The sequence below is a fragment of the Rickettsia endosymbiont of Nabis limbatus genome (genome assembly GCF_965196655.1).
Lineage (GTDB): Bacteria > Pseudomonadota > Alphaproteobacteria > Rickettsiales > Rickettsiaceae > Rickettsia.
Genome location: NZ_OZ239771.1, coordinates 1,029,942 through 1,051,422 on the forward strand (window position 1 = coordinate 1,029,942; position 21,481 = coordinate 1,051,422).

Consider the following 21,481-nt stretch of genomic DNA (forward strand, 5'->3'; position numbering starts at 1 on the left):
ACAAAAACAGTATTATCAATATCCCCGTAACCCACTGTTTATCAGCTATACAGCGACTTTTTGAATACGAAACTCGCGTTATCTAGTAAATCTTCTATCTTTTGATCATTATTAAAATCATTGCCATCATATAATATAGTTTCTTTAAGAGGATTCTCTAATGATTCTAACTTTTGACTAAAATCATCAATTTTACTTTTAGTTTCTAAATATTTATTCTCGATTAGCTTCTCTAAATGGTCCTGCATGTTTTTAACTTCATTTAATATTTCTGCAGTCCATTTTGCCCTTGGATCTATGGCCTTTTCTATTCCTGATATTTCCCTTGATTGTCTATCTTCTTGTAAACCTCGGGAAGCTTTTACCTCACTTTCTGAAAATCCATAAAATACCAAAACCATTATTACTCCTATGCAAGCTAAAGTAACTAATGGTCTGTTTTTAATTATCTCTATGAGTCCTGATAATCTTTTACTAAATGCAGATGGTAATGTATGATTATCTACTTTACCTTTTATTTCTTCCTGCTTATTGAAATCTTGATCCATTGCTTTTAATCAATATCTTAATTATCTAACTGATTTTCATCCCACTAGAGACCCACTCTAAATAAAACCCTAAAATAATACCAATGGCTACAATTGCTCCGGCAAGTCTTAAATTACCCCTGACTACTGCCCAGATTGATGACAAAATCGTTGCTCCTGATATCCCGATAGTTTTAAGTTTACCAGTAGAGAGCCCACCAATGCGATCTAACTGTCCTTCTAATGTTTCTCCTAAAGCAACTTCAGATAGTATTACATTTACACAAAAAATTAACAATACCGGCAATAAAGGATATATTATTCTTAAATACTGTTTATTATTTTCTTTTTCTATTACATCTTTGTTTTTTACATTCATGATGCTTATCTTCCTTATTATTAGTTAACTTTGTTACTTCTTTTTCTAAATCAAACTTAATGAGTCTAATAGGAGCTGGTTTAGTTTTAGTAAAATTCAAGATTAAATCTTGGGTCGTACCATTTTCTCCAATTAGAGTTAGGTAAAGTTTACTGTTATCTTGCTGCGGTAAAATAAATAAACAGCCTGAATCATGTACTACTACTTCTGCAGCTTCCTGCGGATGAATAAAGATATCATTAATTTTTTCTCCTTCAATATTAATCCTAGTTGGAGCGTCTTTTGCTATTTGCAGCTCTAACAAAGAATCAGCATGTAACATATAATGTGTCCCATAAGCATTACTACTAAAAATTGTAAGCATTATTCCAACGCAAACTACTAATATCTGTAACTCTGACTTCAAACTTTTCATTGCTTATTTGCCTCTTCTTCCTTAATACCTGTAAGTAATAATAAATGATTTGCTCCTCGCTTGTAGGTTAACAAATAAGTTTTATCAGCTGCTATATGCTTATTTTCGGAAAACCAATAACGAAATGTTCCGTTAATTAATACTCCATCCTCAATGACTTTTACTTTTTTAGGAAAAAATACCGATGAAATATTAGAGCCCTTAACAAAATTTAAATGTTCCTTAAAAAATTTATCCAATTGCTCTGTATTACTAGATACTACTTTCATATCAGCTATTTGTCTCTCCACCTCCTCAGACGAAGTAGTAAATAATTCTTTCATTACAAAAATTGCCCATTCTTTAAGATAGGTCTCATGATAGCTTTTGGATGATACTATCATTCTTCTATCTGGCTCTATTGCCGGAATTAATAACCATTTTTCTTCCGTGCTAACTGTTTTAATCATCCCAAGAAGACTCGTAAACGCAAGCAGCAATGTGATAAGCAATAATCTCTTATTATATTTAACTAGCTGCTGAATAGAGCTTTGCTTAAATAAATGATCCATTACTTACCTATTTTTTTACCAAGCAAATTAGGATAAGAAGTAGGAGCATATAGCCATTTCTTAGCAACTAAATAACTCTTAAGTACAAAATACTCCGATAGTTTCTTAAACTTTTTAAATATATAGCAAAGTACAATACCAGTTATAATACATATTCCCCCAAGCTTAGCATGTCCGCTATTTAGTAACACTATCCCAGGTACTATACCAAGTAAGATAACTAACCACTCATCTAAGCTTAATCCCATATATTTTAGGGGAGTAGAGAGTGACCAATATAATCTTTGATTAGCACAATTATTATTCATATTAATTAAGTGATATTTCCATTAATAGATAAGTTTTGCTAGTCATGACATTAACATCCTAATTTTTACATTGCCAGTGGAGTTTTAAGCCATAATAAAAAAAGCTGTAATTCATCTAAAACTGTGCCTATCTGGAGATGAATTCTATAGCTATATAAATGCATTTGTTGATAATTAGTAGTAAATTTGCTAGTATTAACGAAATAAATTATTGGTGAGTTGTGTATGTTTAGAAATGATGTAGAGTTAAAATTAGAATGTTTAAAACTTGCTATTGGGTCCTGCTGTAGTTATGATGCTGTGGATCTTGCAAAACAATATTATCGTTTTCTTGTAGAAAATAGTGAAAATGTGCCGGTGCAATTCCTTTTTAATAATAAAGCCAATTTAAATTAACCTTTTTTTAAGATAAGTTAGTCTCAACCACTACCGGCTGAGAGCCGGTAGGTTGATGATAGGCACTAGAAGTGCCGTAGAGTTTAAGCTAAAGCTTATTCCAATCTAATGTTAGAAATAGAAGTTGGTTTATGAGCTTCTGTATGGTTATTTATATACTCATTAATTACTTCATCTGTGATATGACCACTTGTTGTACTAAAATAACCTCTTCCCCAAAAATGCTTCCCCCAATATCTCTTTTTTAATTCTGGGAATTCTTGTTGTATTCTACGTGAAGTTCTACCTTTTGCTCTTTGTACAAATTCACTTACTGCTATATTAGGAGGTATCGATACTAAAATATGTACATGATCAGATGATATCACCCCATTTACTATCCTAATATTCATTTCCTCTGAAACTTGAGCTATGATTTCCCTAATCCTTTCTTTGATAACTTGGGTTAATACTTTATAACGGTATTTTGTTATCCATACTATGTGATACCTGTGATAATATACCGTATGTTTCCCTTTTTCATATTCTGTCATAGTCATCCTATAAAATAAGTCCTACTTACTTATTTTATATAAGACGACTATGACTTATTCAAACTAAAGTTTCTCCACCTGAAGGTGGAGGTTTGAACCATCAGCTGGATAATCAAAAATAGAGTTTTAGCTTTTTATTTGCCTAATACGTTTACTTATTTTTGGGTTAGTACATTTCCAAAATTGTAACTGCTCTAGGGTTTTATCAGACCAAATGACTTTCAATTTTTATTACCTGCTTTTTTTTCTTTTCCTTCAAAAGATATTCTGTAATATCTTCAGCAGGTACGCCACTATCATAATTCATCCACCACCCATCTTCAGCATTTTCTATTTGTGCAATATCTGCTTTAGTAGTTGATAAAAGATAATCTTTAATATCATTTATTATATTAGCTTTAAAAAATTCCTGTATCTGTTCTTTAGTAATAGTAGTATCTGTATTCTCTATAACTTCATACCAAATAGAATGTGTATGTGTTAAGTTACGTAAATAAGCAGCTGAATGTTCACCATAAAAAGAATATACTTTGTGAAGTAATTTTTTTGTTGCTAAGTCATAAATAGCAAAATCTATTTCGCCAGGCAAAGGAATTACATTATCTCTAAAGCTACCAAATATTGAGCGTAAAGCCGGTACTACCGGTCCATGTTTCCAAGCCTTAATCTCTTCTTCAAACAAAACTTTATCAAATAAAGCAAGATGAATGCCTTGAGCAAAATACATTAATTTCTGCAGCTTTAACTGGGTTATACTATCCCCTGCTTCTCTATCAACTAACACTAAAAAATAATTAGCTACATCAAAACAGCTAAGTACTTTAGCTTTTTCTTTATTCTTCATTGTTATAAAATGGGACTGTTGCGAGATGAGAGGGTAGCAGGTATAATAAAAAAATAAAAAATATGTTTATATGTCAGAGTATCAAATGCTAATGGTAAGTTTAGATGAGTTAGTAAATGCGGATCATCAATATCGTAAATTCAAAAGTTTATTCAAATTCAAAGCAGTTGAAGCTGAGTTATTAGCATTAGAATGCGAAGCTAATTATAAAGGATATGGTATAGAGAGGCTGTTTAAATGTTTGCTGCTACAATTTATGGAAGACTTATCTGATCGGGAATTAGAACGTTATTTAGCTGATAGCACAGCGGCGAAATGGTTTTGTAATTTTGCTCTTACAGAAAAGACACCTGATTATAGTGTATTTAGTAAAATACGTAAAAAAATAGGTACTAATTTACTATCAAAAATATTTACAAAATTCCGCGATCAACTACGAGTACAAGGCTATATGGGTGAAGTATTTACCTTTGTAGATGCTTCTCATTTAATCTCAAAAGCTAATCTCTGGGAGGAACGTGATAAACTAAGAGCACAAAAATATGATAATTTGTAGATGCTTCTCATTTAATCTCAAAAGCTAATCTCTGGGAGGAACGTGATAAACTAAGAGCACAAAAATATGATAAATTGAATAATGAGACTTTGCCTAAGGTTGCAAAGGATAAACAAGCCAAAATTGGCTGTAAGGGAGGGAATAAATTTTGGTATGGTTATAAAAAACATGTGAGTGTTGATATTCAATCAGGCATGATCAATAAGGTTGCAGTTACCCCTGCAAATGTTACCGATAGCAAAGGTTTTAAGCATGTTATGCCAAGTTCTGGTGCTACATATGTTGATAAAGGTTATTGTACAATCTCTACCAAGAATGCAGCAGCTAAAAAGGGAGTCCATCTTTGTGCAATAAAGAAAAATAATATGAAAGATAAGAATTTTGACCTTGATAAATATTATACGAAAATCAGAGCACCTTTCGAGATGGTATTTTCAAAAGATAATAAGCGGGTTAGATATATAGGAATTGCCAAAAATCAATTCTCCGAATTTATGAATGCCATATGTTTTAATTTAAAACGATTAGTGGTTTTAACAACTTTAATGGCTTAAAGAAATTTATTAATAAAAATTCTAACTCTGTAAACAAATCTCTATTAAATTACTACACTATTGAATAACATTTATCTCTATATTAAACAGAATTTCTTTTTTAAAATATTTATTACCTCCTTTCCTCTTATTTTACTATCAAAAATTATCTTTCAACGACCCCATTGTACTAGAATTTGCCAATAAATATAAATTTCAGCTGTTATTTGTCTCCAATGATGGAGAAAATTTTGAATATATAAAAACTACTAGGGATACTGGGTTGCTCAGTCGTCTTAATCCTACAAATCTTGTTCCGGTATTGTATTTAGTGGATAGCAGTGGTAAACAAATATATCCAGTTGCAAGAGGAATTATTAGTGAAAATAAAATTGCTAAAAATATTTTATTGATAGTTCAGCACCATAATGGACTAAAGGTTAATGATTATGATCAGTAACAATAAGTTTAGAAGAGTGATCTATATAAAGCATGTGATACATATTGTCATGATAGTTTTATTGTTACAAGCAACAACATCTTATGCTTGGGATTTACAGGATGTATTTGAAGGGATGAGTGTTAATGTAACGAAACCTGGTTCATATCAATCTCAAGCTGCCGGCTATTATGCAGCAGGAGGACTATCAATGCGGAGTAGTAAAACAGCTTTTAATCCGATCTCTATAACTCAGCCAACACTGACCATGAGCTGTAGTGGTATTGATTCTTATCTTGGTAGCTTTTCTATTATTTCAGGAGATGAGTTAGTACAGCTGATGAAAAATATAGGCTCGCAAGCAAAAGCTTATGCATTTTCATTGGGTCTTAAGACCTTTGCTCCACAAATAGAAAATGCCCTAAAAGATTTAAGAAATCTTGCTATGGAAATGAATCAATTTGCTAAGGGAGATTGTGAAATGACTAAGGCTCTTTTTGCTTCCATTTTGCCTAAAGATTCAGCAATGAGAGAATCAGTTTGTAAAGATTTACAATCCAGCTCTGGTTTGGATTATTTTGCTGCCGGCAAAAAATGTCGTAGTGATTTAGAGCAAAAGCAAGCTTTAGCCAGCATCCAAAATAAAGATCCAGAATTAATGCTGACAAATTATAATATCTTTACTAAAGCAGCAGAAAAAGCAGGCATCCCTGAAAATATGAGAAGTGCCATTATGTCAATGACAGGCACTATTATAGTTAGAGATAATAATGCAAAACTTACGCTATGTTTGGTTCTAAATATCGTAAAGATGGAGAACGAAGCTGTTGTTGCATATAGTCATCTAAAAGCCCTAACTTTATTTGGTAGACCGTTTTACCTATTTTATTTGCAGTTCTTTTGAGAAAAGCCCAAACTAGAAATGCACAACTAATGTGATTACGTTGGATACGCTGTTTTCTGCATTGGCAACGTTCTATACCAGTCAGTTGCTTAATTTTTCTATGCATGCTCTCAATTACCCATCGCAAGCCAAACTCATCTTGTGCAGCTTTAGAAGATTTTTGAGTTTTGTTATTGGTAACAACATAATCAACTCTGTTGGTAGAAACAGTAAATTTAAACAAATTAACATGCTTATTTTTGGCAAATCCTTTTATATGAATCTCCATTCCATTCTTAATTTCTTCATCTGAAAACGTCAACTTGCTAACAGCTTTATAAGGCTCGTAATCACACGTTTTACTAACATTTCTATTGGCTTTAATAGGGGCATAATAATATTTGCCCAAGGAGTCAACATGTTGCATAATTTTGTGTGTAGCATACCATGTGTCAAAAAGTACAGTTTGAAAAGGAATCTTTTTACTATAAACAGCATTATTGAACATCTTTAGTAGGTGATCTAGTTTCGTCGCTCCATCATGATCAGGTGAAAAAATGCGATAATCTATTACCCAAAACTTATCAATATCGGGGTTATAATATACAAGACTCACTACTCCTATACCGGTAGTAACTCCACCTGTAGCTCCACTATACTGCGATCTAGCAACCTCTATTTTCTTTGTGTTCCTTTTGTTTAACACCGTATCATCAAATATTGTATATCCGTTAGATGAAAAGATAACATCATTCTTAATGTGTTCCCATAACAAAGAAGGAGTATATTTTTCATTTTCTAAAAATCTATTAATAACATCATGGCTACATTTCTTGGCATGTTCAGCGTAGTAGGTTAAACTATAATTCTTTTGGCTAATTGTTAAAAATTGACAGTAATCTGTTCTATTAATTGGTATTGCTTGCAATCTGTTCCTCTTTGACATGTTTAATTATTCTTACAATAATTTATCACTCTTCCACTCATAGCGTAAGTTTTGCTTAATTTAAATTTATCTTTATAGATAAAATAGTTACTGAGGTTTTGGTATTATTCAAGGAAATACATATTACAGTATTATAAATAATTAGTTAATTATTTATAAATTTTATTGAAATATAGGGGCTTTTAGTAAGAAATTATATGATTTGAGGTATTAATGATACTCCTCGCAGCAGAGCTACGAGGTATCTATCCAAAAAGTTTTAACTGTTTTTGTTGAAATGCTTTATAAGAAGGTTTGCCTGAACCTTGATTTTTTACATAATTACGTAATTTCCGCTCATCACCATGTTTACCTACTGTGCTCATAAAATATCCTTTACTCCAAAACTCACTTCCCCATAATTTTTCTTTAAGATTTGGATATTTCTTAAACATTTCCTTAGATGTAATACTTTTTATGATTTGAGTTATTTTTGTTGGGCTATACATTAGTATTGACTGTAGTAAAAAATGTACATGTTCTTTATCTACTCCTATTTCCAAAAATCTAATTTCATAACGAGCTTCTATGTCCTCACAAATTTTACATAAATAATCGTCTAGTTCCTCTTTGAATATTACTCTTCTATACTTTGCCGGTGTTACTAAATGATATATTAGTACTGTGACATTATCACTTTTATGTATATAACTGCTTTCTTCCATGCATCTAGTATATCACGAAGCAGACCTTCGGGGAATTAAACCCTAAGAGATTAAATCGCTTTTATACCTCCAATGTGCTGCTCCGCCACTTTCTGCATGATAATGCATATTTTCATCACGTGTCTGTATTTCTATTCTATATTGATCTTCAGTTATGATAACAGTATGTAAAGATTGGTAACCATTTGATTTAGGATTAGCAATATAATTTTTTATCTTATCTTTTTCATACTCATATAAATTATGTACTATCTTTAAAGTTTTATAGCATTTTTCTTCATCTAATACTACTATCCTAATTGCGAAAATATCAGTTAATTGTTCTATTTTTATTCCCTTACGATACAACTTATATAAAATTGATACGGGATGTTTAATTCTACCTGTTATTTTAGCAGTAATATCATGTTTAGATAAATTATGACTTAAGTGTTTAATAACTTTTTGAAGCAACACTACCTCCTTAATTTATTAGCAGTAGCAAATTAATTTTTATAATTGCTATTATAAAAAAAGTTGTAGAAATCAAGATTTGAGAGGATTCCCTAGCCCGATTTCAAAATAAAATTTTCATTTATCTTATTATATTTATCTTATTATAAAGATTATAAGTTTTTGCTTAATTCAACCAATTAAAGACTAAAGGTTGGGAGGTGTATTATAATTAATTAAAAATTACTTGCAATATTAAATCTCAAGTAATTAGGCAAATAAATTTCAGCCTTAGACCAGTAACCAAAAAATTTTTATTTTTACCTCTTGAACTAATGAAAATAAAATATATATAGTATGTACATTTAAAATTTTATATAATTTGGAGGTTAGAATGTCTTTTAAACCATTATACGATAGAATTGCAATAAAGCCTATCGAACATGAAGAAAAAACTAAAGGTGGAATTATTATTCCGGATACTGCTAAAGAAAAACCAATGCAAGGTGAAGTTGTAGCAGTTGGCAAAGGCGTTCGCAATGAAAAGGGCGAAGTGCATCCTTTAGAGTTAAAAGTAGGTGATAAAGTTCTATACGGTAAATGGGCTGGTACTGAAATTAAAGTCAATGGTAAAGAGCTTATCGTAATGAAAGAAAGCGATGTATTTGGTATTATTAATTAATTATTTGTTTTAAGGAGAATTTAAATATGGCAACAAAACTTATTAAGCACGGCTCAAAAGCACGTGAGCAAATGCTAGAGGGGATCGATATTTTAGCTGATGCAGTAAAAGTTACTTTAGGTCCAAAAGGCAGAAATGTACTTATCGAGCAATCATTTGGAGCACCAAAAATTACTAAAGATGGTGTTACAGTAGCAAAATCTATTGAATTAAAAGACAAAATTAGAAATGCTGGTGCTCAGCTGTTAAAATCAGCTGCTACTAAAGCTGCTGAAGTTGCAGGCGATGGAACAACTACTGCAACTGTTCTTGCTAGAGCTCTAGCACGTGAGGGTAACAAGCTTGTTGCTGCTGGTTATAATCCAATGGATTTAAAACGTGGTATGGATTTAGCGGTAAATACAGTATTAGAAGAAGTTAAAAAAGCTAGTAAAAAAATCGATAGCCAAGAAGAAATAGCACAAGTTGGTACTATATCCTCAAATGGTGATAAAGAAATCGGTGAAAAAATTGCTAAAGCAATGGAAGAAGTTGGCAAAGAAGGCGTAATAACTGTTGAAGAAGCAAAGAATTTCAGTTTCGATGTTGAAGTAGTTAAAGGTATGATGTTTGATAGAGGTTATTTATCACCATATTTTGTAACAAATCCTGAGAAAATGGTTGCTGAACTTGAAAATCCTTACATCTTGTTATTTGAGAAAAAATTATCAAATCTACAACCAATGCTACCTATCCTTGAAGCAGTAGTGCAGTCACAACGTCCTTTATTAATTATCGCTGAAGATGTTGAAGGTGAGGCTCTTGCAACTTTAGTAGTAAATAGATTACGTGGCGGTTTAAAAGTTGCAGCTGTAAAGGCTCCAGGCTTTGGTGATAGAAGAAAAGCGATGATGGAAGATATTGCTATTTTAACTAATGGTGAGCTTATAACCGAAGATTTAGGCATGAAGCTTGAAAATGTTAGCCTTAAAAGTTTAGGTCATGCAAAAAGAGTTACTATCTCTAAAGAAAATACTGTAATCGTTGACGGCAACGGCGATAAGAAAAATATCGAAGAGAGAGTATTACAAATTAAATCACACATCGCTGAAACTACTTCTGACTATGATAAAGAAAAATTACAGGAGCGTTTAGCAAAACTTTCTGGCGGTGTTGCTGTACTTAAAGTTGGCGGTGCTACTGAAGTTGAAGTAAAAGAGCGTAAAGACCGTGTTGAAGATGCACTTGCTGCTACACGTGCTGCTGTTGAAGAAGGCGTTGTTGCTGGTGGTGGTGTGACGTTACTACATGCTTCACAAGCTTTAAAAAATCTGAAAGTAGAAAATAAAGACCAACAAGCAGGTATTGAGTTAGTAATCGAAGCTTTAAAAGATCCAATAAAGCAAATCATTGAAAATGCCGGCGAGAATGGCGGCGTAGTAGTTGGTAAATTACTAGAGCATAAAGATAAGAATTTCGGCTTTAACGCTCAAGATATGCAATATGTTGATATGATTAAAGCAGGAATTATTGATCCAGCTAAAGTAGTACGTACTGCTTTGCAAGATGCAGCTTCTGTTGCTTCATTAATTATTACTACAGAAACTTTAATTGTTGATGAGCCTGAAGATAAAGAAAACCCAATGCCAATGCGTGGCGGTATGGGTGGCATGGGCGGAATGGGAGGTATGGACTTCTAAAGCCAACCTGTTATTGCGAAGAGTCGTAGACGACAAAGCAACCTCAAGATATAGTGCTAAGTGTCATCTTGTGGTTTGACCACGGGGTTATGTCATTCCTGCGAAAGCAGGAATCCAGAAAAAAGTCTGTCATACCGCGGCTTGACCGCGGTATCTCAGGACACATTCTATGGCACAAGATCCCGTGATCAAGTCACGGGATGACAATATAATTGACTAGATTCCTGCTTTTAGCTAAGAATGACATCGGAATCACGCAACACCATCACCACGGCATAACACAGAATCCCAACATACTATATCTTTTACTCTCCTATTAAAGGGAACGCTCGCATCTGTTTCTATCATTTTATACTCGGAAGCTGCTCTATCTATAGCTTCGTAATTTCCTAAGTTTTTATAAAATATTTAATTTTTATATGAAGAACTCGGCCGCAAGCGACCGAGTTTCAAAACAGGTTAAACTGCTTTGTTTCTTTTTCAATTTTATCCATTGCGTTTATTTGATTTCGTACATATTCACGAATTACCTCATCATTAACGTTACCTACAGTTTCTACAAAAAAACTTTGCGTCCAAAGTTTACCACCCCAAAAATATTTACGCTTTATTTTTGGATAAAGCTTGAAAAAATTTCTTGCAGATATGCTTTTTATTATTTGCATAATATACGACGGAGAAACTTTTGGCTCAGATTTTACTACCATATGAATATGATCAGTAGGTATCTCTAACTCCACTATTTCTATATTATAATCGTAACCAATCTTCTTTATTATTAACCTTAAGCTTTCTCTATAAGGTTCAATAAACACTTTATGACGATATTTTGGTATCCACACAAAGTGATACATTATTCTAAAAACATGATGACTATTACGCCTCAATTCCATTCTACTAAATTATAATATGCCAACGCTTATATTATAACGCTATCCATCTAGGGAGCAAGCTCCCTAGATTTTCGCTATGCGGTTAAAAAGTTAATACTTACTTTACAATTTATTAAATTTATCCTATAATTTATACCTAATTTATATTAAGTATTTATTATGAAAAAATCCAAATCTCCTACTGAAGTAAAATTTAATCTCTTAGGGTTTAATTCCCCGAAGGTCTGCTTCGTGATATACTAGATGCATGGAAGAAAGCAGTTATATACATAAAAGTGATAATGTCACAGTACTAATATATCATTTAGTAACACCGGCAAAGTATAGAAGAGTAATATTCAAAGAGGAACTAGACGATTATTTATGTAAAATTTGTGAGGACATAGAAGCTCGTTATGAAATTAGATTTTTGGAAATAGGAGTAGATAAAGAACATGTACATTTTTTACTACAGTCAATACTAATGTATAGCCCAACAAAAATAACTCAAATCATAAAAAGTATTACATCTAAGGAAATGTTTAAGAAATATCCAAATCTTAAAGAAAAATTATGGGGAAGTGAGTTTTGGAGTAAAGGATATTTTATGAGCACAGTAGGTAAACATGGTGATGAGCGGAAATTACGTAATTATGTAAAAAATCAAGGTTCAGGCAAACCTTCTTATAAAGCATTTCAACAAAAACAGTTAAAACTTTTTGGATAGATACCTCGTAGCTCTGCTGCGAGGAGTATCATTTACCATAAAATATGATTTTTTAATAAAATTTGTTTTAGACCTCAAATATGATATATTCAATATAAAAACGATATTTATGATTCCTATTATTCCTTTTTTACAGGATTTTGCTGAATTTATTATAAGTAAATTTGGTAAAGAGAATTTGCATAAAGAACTTAAAATAATATTCCCAAATAGTCGTTTCTGCCTTGAATTAAAAGAAATTTTAACTCAGAAATATAAAGTACAAAATCTACCTGTTATTATCTCGTTTAATGCTATCATCTCAAAAAAGGATTCTTCAGAAGATTACATGTCTAAAATGGAAGAATTATTCATCCTGTCAAAAATAATTACCGAATATAAAAAATTAGATTTTACTCCTGAGGAAGCGTTAAAAGCTGCTAGAATTTTAAATAAATTATTTGCAGATTTAGAAAATAATAATATCGATATAAAACTAATTGAGACTTACAATAATTCAGAATATTGGCAAAATATTTATAAATTCTTAGAATATAGTTTTTTTAAATGGCAAGAAAACGAAAAACAAAGCAGCAATAATTATAAATTAAAATTGCTCTTGGAAGAGATAGCAAGAACCAAAAACGGCAATAAAAAGGTAATATTAGCCGGCATATTCAAACCTAATTCTTTCTTAAAAAAATATGAAGAAGAACTGCAAATAATTAAATATAATGAGATAAAACTAGCTCACAATAACATATATTATTATGAGCCTACGGATATTTATGAAGAAGCTGAGCAGATAGCTCACATATGCAAGCAGAATGCGGATAAAAAAATAGCTATTGTTATAAATAACAATAAATTGAAAAGGATATATTGTAACTATTTAGATAAATATGAGTTAGTGTTTGAAGATTTGATCGGTAATGATCTAAAACTAACAAATGTAAGTAGCTTACTAATATCTATCATCAATATATTATGTAATAATTTTGATTTAAAACTTTTATTTTTATTACTTAAAAACCCTTTAATAAACTGCACTAATGTTCAAAAACTTGAGTTATTATTATCAGGTAAAAATCGTTTTATATCTTCACCAAAATATTTACTACAGTTACAATTTGATAATGAGGATCTAAGAAGTTACTGCCATAATTTAATAGATATTTTATTTGCTACAAAACCTTATAATATCAATGATATATTAGTAGTTTCTAAAGAAATAGCTGAAAAGCTTTTACCAGAAATTTGGGAAAAAGAGGGAGGAGCTGAGCTATTAGAATTTTTAAATAATTTAATAGAGTTTAGCGGTAGTATAAACACCAGTAAAAAAGATTTTCCTAAAATTTTTACTTTATTACTTTCTAACGTTAAATATTACAAAAATGTTGAATCTAAGATAATTATTGGTTTACCTGAAGAACTTGCTTTATCTCGTTTCGATTTAGTTATATTACCACATTTTAATAGCGATAATTGGAGTACTGCTGCCACTACTCACCCTTATTTAAGCAAGGAAGCAAAGCAAATATTAGACATAGATTATGATGAAGTTAATACCCAAATATATTCAGACTATTTTGATTTGTTATTACAAAATGAAGAAGTAATCATATTAAATGCAAAAAAATATGCCGGAAAATTATCCACTCCTTGTAATTTATTTTTAAAGTTATCAAACAAAAATGTCATCCCGAATAAAAGTGTCATACCGCGACTTGATCGCGGTATCTCTGGAGTTATATTTCTGGATTCCACTACAAGCACGCAAGATGACATAGAACAGGCGGCACACAGTACTTTTTTCCCCAATATATTATCTGTAACAGATATAGAAACTTTAATCAGGAATCCATATGGTTTTTATGCTAAGAAAATTCTAAAGCTACGGACTCAAGATAAGATATGGGAAGAGCCAAAAATATCAGATTTTGGGAACTTTATTCATAAAGTTTTAGAAGAATATTCTAAGAATTATGACCAGCAAAATATGCTTGATAAACAGCAGGCTTTGCTAAATATTGGCAATAATATTTTACATAGCACTATTCTACCAACATATACAAAGAAAACTTGGCAAACAAAACTAACACTACTTAGCAAAACTTTTATTCTATTTGATATGGAACGCAGAAAAAATTGTCAAAAAATTTATTTTGAAATTAAGGGAGAGCTGAACTTAAATATAGCAGGACAGAATATAAAAATAATTGGTATAGCTGACCGAATTGAAATCAGTAAATCAAACCGCATAACTATATTAGATTATAAAACTGGTACTATCCCAACTAAAAAAGAAATAGAGCTAGGACTTTCACCTCAGCTTATTATAGAAAGTTTGATGATACTTGAAAACGGCTTTAATATTTGTCATTCTCACTCTCCTGTATGTCATTCCAGCAACGGCGGGAATCCAGTTGAAGACATCACCATTGCCTATGTAAAAATAACTAGCACCGAGCCTTATGTACAAACAACAGAAATAAGTTTAAGCATGGAAACACTAGAAAAACATAAACAAGGATTAATTAGATTGCTTGAATATTATGTTATAAACAAGTCTTTTGTTTATGATTTGGATATGTCTAAATATAATGATTATTTGCATTTGAGGGGGTGAAAGTAGTTTCTCAGTGTCATCCCGCAACTCGATCGCGGGATCCAGAAAAATAATAAAAATACTAATATTATTATTATTTTTATTTTTTAGCTGGACCCCGTGGTCAAGCAACGGAGTGACAGGGGAAATGATATACGCAACAACGCTCTGCGGGAATGACATCGAAGCCATGCAATAACACTTGCCTCTTCTTATAATGACTTTCACACTATTTAACTAGATATAAGCACCATCATGATCAGGAAATAGTGCGAGCAATACAAGATAATTACCATCTCTATATGCTGTGCCACGATATTTTTGTGAAAATCTAAATGAATATACATTATTACCTTTTGATGTTGTTTTTGAGGTAATTAATTCCCACCTTATACCCTTATCTAATTCTTCCCATTCTAATTGTTTAATTTTCTTTAAAGTAGTAAGTAAAGCACGTTGTTCTTGCTTTTCTATGCTAAATAATTGTTCTTGAAAAGCAGGATAATTCATATCTAGTAATATTTTAGTCATTTTGTACCAAATCTACTATTTCATCAAAATTTTCATGCCTTTTATTTGTTTCTACCCATTTTATAGCTCTATCAATTATCTCATTGTTATTTTTATTATAAAGCCACATTTCATTATCAGGAATAAATTTACCAGGTTTAATTATTATAGTACCATCTATTAACGTTAAAACTTGGATTTGCTTACCAGCATATTTTCCTCCAAGTGATACCTGCCCGTTAGCTCCAACTTGCTTTATTGTTTCTATTTGACTTTCTGCTATCATAATATTTCATTTACAAAATTCCTATTTTCCTATTTTAGTATATTTGTGTGTATAAAGCAATAGGAGTTATCACAAATCCATTATCAACTTAAATTTTTCGCCGTTACTTATAATTTTACTATCCGTGTTATAAATAATTGGATCATTGATTTTTTCATGACCGAATCTATCAGTTTTAAATACCGGTACTTTTAAACTATTGGCAAAATTACTCAGCACTAACATTGTGACTTTAGAATCTTTATCAAACGTACCAAATATTATAGCCTTAATATTATTAAGTAATCCGGCTTGTTTCAATTGGAGCAAAGCACGATCTAATTGATAAGGAGCTACATTTATATCTTCTAAAAAAAGAATTTTACCAGCAGTTTTTATTTGCCATTTAGTTCCTATACTAGTTAATACCATAGTTAGGTTACCGCCGGTTAGCTTGCCGCTAACAAGCTCTATTGGCTTGGCTACATCATTAAGAGATACTAATTCATTAATGGTAGCCTGTTTTACTTTACCTTGTAATATTTCAGCAAGTTTTATAAAGTTACCTTGATCTTGTTCGGGTTTCAGTAAACCGGCTGCATTAGTGCCATGTATTGTTTTCCATCCCCATTCTTGCGATAGAAAAAGATGCAAAGCTGTTATATCGCTATATCCTATAAAAAACTTTTCTTTATTTGGTTTTGGAAGTTTTAATAAATCAGGAATTAATCTTGCTGACCCGTAACCACCTCTTAAGCTCCATACTATGTTGCTAGATTCATTATATAAGGTATCTTTCAAACAATTGAACCTTATCTCATCAGTACTTGCTAAAAATGGTAAATCACCTTTACTAAGGCACTTAATCGGTATATTTAAGTTAAGAGTTTTGATATTTTTTAAATCGGCTAAAGTTTTGCTATCAGCACCTGAAGCCGGTGCAACAACATTAATTGGAATATTTTTTAAAAGATTGGGTATTGTAGCTTGCGAAAAAGCTGATAATGAAGAATATAGTAATATTAATGAAATTAAATTTTTAAGTTTCATGATATTTATTATTAGAGTTTTACTATTATGTCATCCTGTGGCGGCATTGCCTGCGTGGATCGGAAAATGTCCTGAATGTCATTCTTAGCTAAAAGCAGGAATCCAGTATAAAGCGAGATAAATCAAGCTTTTAATTTTAAAAATTTGCTGCATTTATACTTTTTTCCCTGGATTCCCGCCTACGCAAGAATGACATTAAAAGGCGAAACTTATTATAGAACAATATAGAAAATTTAATCTATTAATAAGCAAGAAACATCACCGGTAATATCTACTGCCTTACTTATTACTTCTTCAGTAGTAAGATTATTATAATCTGACCATTTTGTAGCTAAAGTATTGTCGTTAAAAGAGCCAATTTTTACAAAAGCTTCTGACATAGTTAACTCTTTTTTACTAATTTTATATGCAAGCTTTAATAATATGAGTTCTTTATCCTTAGCTGCTAACTCAATTGACTCTTTAGGAGTTTCTAATGAAGAGGAGTTCTCTGATATAATCTCTTCTTGTTCTATTTTATTATCAAAAGAACAATATGGATTTGTTACATCATATTTTGCAAATAATTCTTTTGTTGAGACATTATTCCATTTTACAGGATATTTTTCCATATCTTTAAGAGCAGTAGCAACACATCCATCGAGATTAATACCTAATTTTTTTGCTGTAGTCATATATGCTACTACACTACCAGGATTTAACTTTGAGAAATGATCTATAAATTCACTTGTTACATCACTTAGTTCATTGCTATGTTTTGTTTCTAACAAAGCTTTTAATACTAGCTTAGCTTGTTCACCCTTTTTTTGGTTATTATCACCTGAACCAGAAGTACTTACTATCCATCTATATTTAATTGGCTCTTGTTTATCAAGAGGCTTCAAAGGATGTGGCATCCCAATGTCAAAAGTTTCTTTATTTTCATTATTAATACCTAAATTGCTAAGCATCTCCTTAATATTGTGCACATTATTATCATGATCATTAGGTTTTTTTTTACCTTCTTTTTTTATTTGATTACCAAATTTTTTAAGTGCTTTTCCAAATGGCATAATTTCCTCCGTTAATTTATTATTGTGTATCTGAATAATACTGATATTTTATCATGTGTCAAAACAAATATTAATATAAATTAACTTTTTGATATATCACAAGCGTGCAAATCTTGCCTAAATTTGAATGTACTATTTTTATTTAAGATTGTACGATAAATCTGAATATTCTCAAGAACTCTTTGAACATAATCTCTTGTTTCTCGATAAGGTATAAGCTCCATCCAGTCGATAACTTTCCTCATATCCTTGATATTCCTTGGATCACCAAATCTATCTATCCACTTTAAGACATTGTGACTGCCAGCATTATAAGATGCAATCGATAAAATATAAGATCCACGATGATCACCTAGTAATTGTTTAAAGTGATGAGTACCAAGTTTAATATTATATGCAGGATTTTTAGTTAAATCTGCTACACTACATTTAACGCTTATAGATTTAGCAGTATCACAAGCGGTTTTGTCAATAAGCTGCATTAAGCCCCTAGCATTTGCACTACTTACCGCTTTATGATCAAAAACTGATTCTTGCCTAATTATTCCATAAATTAAATGAGGATCTATAGGAAGCCCTGCAAGATTATAAGGTGTTGGGAAAGCACAATTTGGAATAAAAATATTATTTTGAGCAGCAATTTTTGCAACATCAACCATATAGTTAGCATTATTAGTTGACTTAATAATATTTGCGATTACTAAAGTTTCAGCAGGATTCTTAGTCTCTTTAATAGCAGCTTTAGAATATATAACGGCTAATTTATTTTTATCATATTTAACTAATAATCTTATTGCTTTAATAATATCTTTATTCTCAATAGCTTTTCTTTCTTCATTATTAACTGCAGGTACAGGAGGCAATACTAAATTAGTCTTATTTAACTCAATACTTGCTACCTGACCATAAAAGGTAAAAGAGTATTTAGCAGCCTGTTCGTAAAATTGTTTAGCAGTTTGTTTATTGCCTTTTGCTTCGTAACTTCGTCCTAACCAATAATATCCACGTGCTAAACTAATTGGAGTTTTAACAATTTTGATAAATTTATTAAAATGTGCTAATGCCTGATCAGGCTTTTTTAAAAAGCTTAGAGACAGCCATCCAGCCATCCACTCTTGCTCTCTTATCGTTTCAGGACAGGTAGCAAAGGGCAAGGATGCTATTTTGTAGCTATTAGCAAAATCTTTATAATCGATAAACTCACGAGCATAGTAGAGCTGCAAGCGACACCATTTAGCAAAATGCTTGCGATTATTCTTTGCTTTCTTAAATAAAGTAATAATTTCGCCAGTTGGTTTTTGTTTTTTCTTAGAATCTAAGTAACGATATAACAAACCAGAAGTATAATATTTTTCAGAGACTTTTCGGAAAAGCTTTTCAGCATTTGGCGATTTATTTATAATAGCAATTTGAGCTCTAAAAGAGTTTTGATAATTACGATCTACATATTTTAGTGATTGCTCAGCTGATCTAATATCAGATTTCCAAAGATGTTCTTCTATTCGTTCTAAATGATCATTTATAGTTAAGTATTTTTTCCATCTGCTATAATATGTACTTTCTTCTTCAGGACTAAAATCAGCATATATCCAAGCATCCTTAATAATAGGTAATAATATTTTTTGATCATTAACTAAGCTACTTGCAGCTAATGCATAATATTTATAACCTTTACCAGTAAGAGGAGGATGCTTACTAAACCATTCAAAAATTGTTTTTTTATTTGTATTATTATTTAAATATTTTTCTGCTTTTTCTTCTAATAGCTTACCTTGAGACCAATTTGGATTATCACTCAAAAACTTAATTATTTGCTCAAAGCTATTATTTGGATAATCGCTATCTAAAAATCTTTGCGACAGAATAATCTTTGTTAAAGCTTTGTTATTTAACTCCCTAGATAACTGCTCTGCCTGTGACCAATTTTTTTGATCTATATATAAAAAAGCTTGCTCTATATTATTGTTAGATTCAGCAAATACTTTAAAATTTGCTGCTAATGAGAGCAAAATAATAATTGATAACTTTTTTATTATTTTCATATTTTTTAAATATATTCAGTTTTTTATCATCCCGTGATGGCATTGCCCGCGTGGATCATTTTCTCCTGTCATCCCGTGATGGCATTGTTGCGTAATTCCGATGTCATTCCTGCGTAGATGGGCATGACATTGAAGCCACAAGCAACTAGATGACCATTAAATATTTATAGTTCTTTTATCCACCCCAAGAGCTGCTTCTTTAATTGCCTCGCTCAACGTTGGGTGGGCGTGGCAAGTTCTTGCTATATCTTCTGCAGCTGCACCGAATTCCATATAAGCCGTAAGCTCGGCGATTAAAGTTCCTGCATCAGCCCCGATAATATGAGCCCCTAAAACCTTATCAGTTTTACTATCGGCAAGAATCTTCACCATCCCTTCAGTTCTACCTACTGCCCTTGCTCTACTATTAGCTAAAAATGGGAACTTACCCACTTTGTAGCTAACACCTTTTTCCTTTAATTGCTCTTCAGTTTCACCAACACTTGCTACTTCAGGAAAAGTATATATTACACTTGGAATCAGGTTATCATTTACATGACCAGCCTGCCCTGCCATAATTTCGGCAGCAGCTACTGCTTCTTCTTCAGCCTTGTGTGCAAGCATAGCACCTTTTACAACATCACCAACTGCGTAAATGTTTGGTACACTTGTTTGGAAATGCTCGTTAATCTCGATTCTACCTTGTTTATCTGTAGCAATGCCGACGGCTTCAAGACCTAAATTTTGCGTGTAGGCTTTTCTGCCGACTGACATAAGTACTACATCCGAAGTTATTACAGAGCTTTTACCCCCCTCCTCGATTGTAAGGTTAACTTTACCAGATTTTACCTCCGCAGATAATACTTTAGTGTTTAGCTTAAACTCTATTCCTTGTTTTTGCTGAAGCTTCATAAATTGGCTAGCGACTTCTTTGTCAAGCATCGGTACTATACTAGGTGCATATTCTACCACTGTTACCTTAGAACCTAGACGTCTCCAAACAGAGCCAAGTTCTAAACCGATATAGCCACCACCCACTACTATTAAATTTTCAGGCACTTTTGAAAGCTTTAAGGCACCAGTCGAGGAAACTATAAACTCTTCATCAATCTTAATATTTGGAATTTCTATAACGTACGATCCTGTAGCAATTAAAATATTTTTAGCCGAAATCTGCTCACCACCTATTTCAATAATATTATTTGATATAATTTTAGCTTCACCTTTTATTCTAGTAATTTTATTTTTAGCAAATAAACTTTCTATACCTTTTGTAAGGTCTGAAACCACTTTATCTTTATTAGCAAGCATTTTTTGTAAATCTAGTTTCACTTCCGCAGTAATACCAATATTCTCAAAATGCTTTAAAGCTTCTTCATATTTTTCAGAAGAATTAAGAAGTGCTTTAGAGGGGATGCATCCTATATTTAGACATGTACCACCAAGCGTATCATTTTTTTCAATGCACGCTACTTTCATACCAAGCTGCGCTGCTCTGATACTACCTGTATAACCGGCAGGACCGCTTCCTATTACTACTAAATCAAATTCTTGCATATTTGTTGACCTTACATTTTTTTCAAAAAATAC

22 protein-coding genes and 3 pseudogenes are annotated in these 21,481 nt (G+C 31.7%); 8 read left to right on the forward strand and 17 right to left on the reverse strand.

The window, feature by feature from the left end:
• Positions 1-77: 77 nt before the first annotated feature.
• From ACOAL3_RS05915 to ACOAL3_RS05945, 7 genes and pseudogenes are all read right to left on the reverse strand, one after another.
• Positions 78-548, reverse strand: a pseudogene (locus ACOAL3_RS05915) (TraB/VirB10 family protein); the annotation flags it as partial.
• 25 nt (positions 549-573) lie between these two features.
• Positions 574-906: a hypothetical protein gene (locus tag ACOAL3_RS05920; protein ID WP_045805770.1), complete on the reverse strand. Its 333-nt coding sequence runs from the start codon at positions 904-906 to the stop codon at positions 574-576.
• The gene (locus ACOAL3_RS05925; protein WP_419234565.1) at positions 866-1,321 is read right to left on the reverse strand and encodes a hypothetical protein; all 456 of its coding nucleotides are present in this window, start codon (positions 1,319-1,321) and stop codon (positions 866-868) included. The genes ACOAL3_RS05920 and ACOAL3_RS05925 overlap by 41 nt, the downstream gene beginning before the upstream one ends.
• Positions 1,318-1,872, reverse strand: a complete 555-nt coding sequence (locus tag ACOAL3_RS05930) for a TraE/TraK family type IV conjugative transfer system protein (protein WP_419234566.1) — start codon at positions 1,870-1,872, stop codon at positions 1,318-1,320. The genes ACOAL3_RS05925 and ACOAL3_RS05930 overlap by 4 nt, the downstream gene beginning before the upstream one ends.
• Positions 1,872-2,180, reverse strand: coding sequence for a hypothetical protein (locus ACOAL3_RS05935; RefSeq protein ID WP_419234567.1), 309 nt, complete (start codon positions 2,178-2,180; stop codon positions 1,872-1,874). The genes ACOAL3_RS05930 and ACOAL3_RS05935 overlap by 1 nt, the downstream gene beginning before the upstream one ends.
• 491 nt (positions 2,181-2,671) lie before the next feature.
• Positions 2,672-3,109, reverse strand: a complete 438-nt coding sequence (gene tnpA / locus ACOAL3_RS05940; protein WP_419235588.1) for an IS200/IS605 family transposase — start codon at positions 3,107-3,109, stop codon at positions 2,672-2,674.
• Positions 3,110-3,314: 205 nt separating this feature from the next.
• Positions 3,315-3,953, reverse strand: coding sequence for a Panacea domain-containing protein (locus tag ACOAL3_RS05945; protein ID WP_419234568.1), 639 nt, complete (start codon positions 3,951-3,953; stop codon positions 3,315-3,317).
• A 70-nt stretch (positions 3,954-4,023) separates the two neighbouring features.
• Here ACOAL3_RS05945 and ACOAL3_RS05950 point away from each other — a divergent pair, with 70 nt between their 5' ends.
• The 4 genes and pseudogenes from ACOAL3_RS05950 to ACOAL3_RS05965 form a co-directional block, all read left to right on the forward strand.
• The gene (locus tag ACOAL3_RS05950) at positions 4,024-4,509 is read left to right on the forward strand and encodes a transposase (protein ID WP_419234524.1); all 486 of its coding nucleotides are present in this window, start codon (positions 4,024-4,026) and stop codon (positions 4,507-4,509) included.
• Positions 4,510-4,583: 74 nt separating this feature from the next.
• Positions 4,584-5,063, forward strand: coding sequence for a transposase (locus tag ACOAL3_RS05955; RefSeq protein WP_419234525.1), 480 nt, complete (start codon positions 4,584-4,586; stop codon positions 5,061-5,063).
• 160 nt (positions 5,064-5,223) lie between these two features.
• Positions 5,224-5,502: pseudogene (gene traF, locus ACOAL3_RS05960) on the forward strand (conjugal transfer protein TraF); the annotation flags it as partial.
• A pseudogene (locus ACOAL3_RS05965) lies at positions 5,492-6,253 on the forward strand (conjugal transfer protein TraH); the annotation flags it as partial. The pseudogenes traF and ACOAL3_RS05965, both read left to right, overlap by 11 nt.
• Positions 6,254-6,260: 7 nt before the next feature.
• Here ACOAL3_RS05965 and ACOAL3_RS05970 read toward each other — a convergent pair.
• The 3 genes from ACOAL3_RS05970 to ACOAL3_RS05980 all read right to left on the reverse strand — a co-directional run bounded on the left by ACOAL3_RS05970 (position 6,261) and on the right by ACOAL3_RS05980 (position 8,467).
• Entirely contained in the window at positions 6,261-7,292 is a 1,032-nt protein-coding gene (locus ACOAL3_RS05970) for an IS701 family transposase (RefSeq protein WP_473198140.1), read from the reverse strand.
• Positions 7,293-7,555: 263 nt separating this feature from the next.
• Positions 7,556-8,014, reverse strand: coding sequence for an IS200/IS605 family transposase (gene tnpA / locus ACOAL3_RS05975; protein ID WP_419234569.1), 459 nt, complete (start codon positions 8,012-8,014; stop codon positions 7,556-7,558).
• A gap of 42 nt (positions 8,015-8,056) precedes the next feature.
• Positions 8,057-8,467, reverse strand: coding sequence for a RelA/SpoT-related domain-containing protein (locus ACOAL3_RS05980; protein WP_419234570.1), 411 nt, complete (start codon positions 8,465-8,467; stop codon positions 8,057-8,059).
• Positions 8,468-8,840: 373 nt separating this feature from the next.
• Here ACOAL3_RS05980 and ACOAL3_RS05985 point away from each other — a divergent pair, with 373 nt between their 5' ends.
• Positions 8,841-9,128 carry a co-chaperone GroES gene (locus tag ACOAL3_RS05985; RefSeq protein WP_395476330.1) on the forward strand — a complete coding sequence of 96 codons (288 nt, stop codon included), beginning with the start codon at positions 8,841-8,843 and terminating at the stop codon, positions 9,126-9,128.
• A 26-nt stretch (positions 9,129-9,154) separates the two neighbouring features.
• The gene (gene groL, locus ACOAL3_RS05990) at positions 9,155-10,807 is read left to right on the forward strand and encodes a chaperonin GroEL (RefSeq protein ID WP_419234571.1); all 1,653 of its coding nucleotides are present in this window, start codon (positions 9,155-9,157) and stop codon (positions 10,805-10,807) included.
• Between the two features lie 449 nt (positions 10,808-11,256).
• Here groL and tnpA (ACOAL3_RS05995) read toward each other — a convergent pair whose 3' ends face one another.
• Positions 11,257-11,661: an IS200/IS605 family transposase gene (tnpA, locus tag ACOAL3_RS05995; protein WP_419234538.1), complete on the reverse strand. Its 405-nt coding sequence runs from the start codon at positions 11,659-11,661 to the stop codon at positions 11,257-11,259.
• Positions 11,662-11,947: 286 nt separating this feature from the next.
• On the opposite strand from tnpA (ACOAL3_RS05995), the gene tnpA (ACOAL3_RS06000) reads away from it, so the two are divergent.
• Positions 11,948-12,406, forward strand: coding sequence for an IS200/IS605 family transposase (tnpA, locus tag ACOAL3_RS06000; protein ID WP_419234569.1), 459 nt, complete (start codon positions 11,948-11,950; stop codon positions 12,404-12,406).
• A 109-nt stretch (positions 12,407-12,515) separates the two neighbouring features.
• Complete coding sequence (locus tag ACOAL3_RS06005) at positions 12,516-15,014, forward strand: PD-(D/E)XK nuclease family protein (protein ID WP_419234572.1); 2,499 nt, start codon at positions 12,516-12,518, stop codon at positions 15,012-15,014.
• A 216-nt stretch (positions 15,015-15,230) separates the two neighbouring features.
• Here the strand turns inward: ACOAL3_RS06005 and ACOAL3_RS06010 are convergent, their stop codons facing one another.
• The 6 genes from ACOAL3_RS06010 to lpdA all read right to left on the reverse strand — a co-directional run bounded on the left by ACOAL3_RS06010 (position 15,231) and on the right by lpdA (position 21,448).
• Positions 15,231-15,524, reverse strand: coding sequence for a hypothetical protein (locus tag ACOAL3_RS06010; protein ID WP_419234573.1), 294 nt, complete (start codon positions 15,522-15,524; stop codon positions 15,231-15,233).
• A complete protein-coding gene (locus tag ACOAL3_RS06015) occupies positions 15,517-15,789 on the reverse strand; it encodes a hypothetical protein (protein WP_419234574.1) in 273 nt (90 codons plus the stop codon). Before ACOAL3_RS06015 ends, ACOAL3_RS06010 begins: the two co-directional genes overlap by 8 nt.
• A 69-nt stretch (positions 15,790-15,858) precedes the next feature.
• The gene (locus ACOAL3_RS06020) at positions 15,859-16,818 is read right to left on the reverse strand and encodes an LD-carboxypeptidase (protein WP_419234575.1); all 960 of its coding nucleotides are present in this window, start codon (positions 16,816-16,818) and stop codon (positions 15,859-15,861) included.
• 233 nt (positions 16,819-17,051) lie between these two features.
• A complete protein-coding gene (locus ACOAL3_RS06025; protein WP_419234576.1) occupies positions 17,052-17,870 on the reverse strand; it encodes a hypothetical protein in 819 nt (272 codons plus the stop codon).
• A gap of 80 nt (positions 17,871-17,950) precedes the next feature.
• Positions 17,951-19,912, reverse strand: coding sequence for a lytic transglycosylase domain-containing protein (locus ACOAL3_RS06030; protein ID WP_395476351.1), 1,962 nt, complete (start codon positions 19,910-19,912; stop codon positions 17,951-17,953).
• Between the two features lie 156 nt (positions 19,913-20,068).
• Positions 20,069-21,448 (reverse strand): dihydrolipoyl dehydrogenase, encoded by a 1,380-nt coding sequence (gene lpdA, locus ACOAL3_RS06035; protein ID WP_419234577.1) that lies wholly within the window; start codon positions 21,446-21,448, stop codon positions 20,069-20,071.
• Positions 21,449-21,481: the final 33 nt, after the last annotated feature.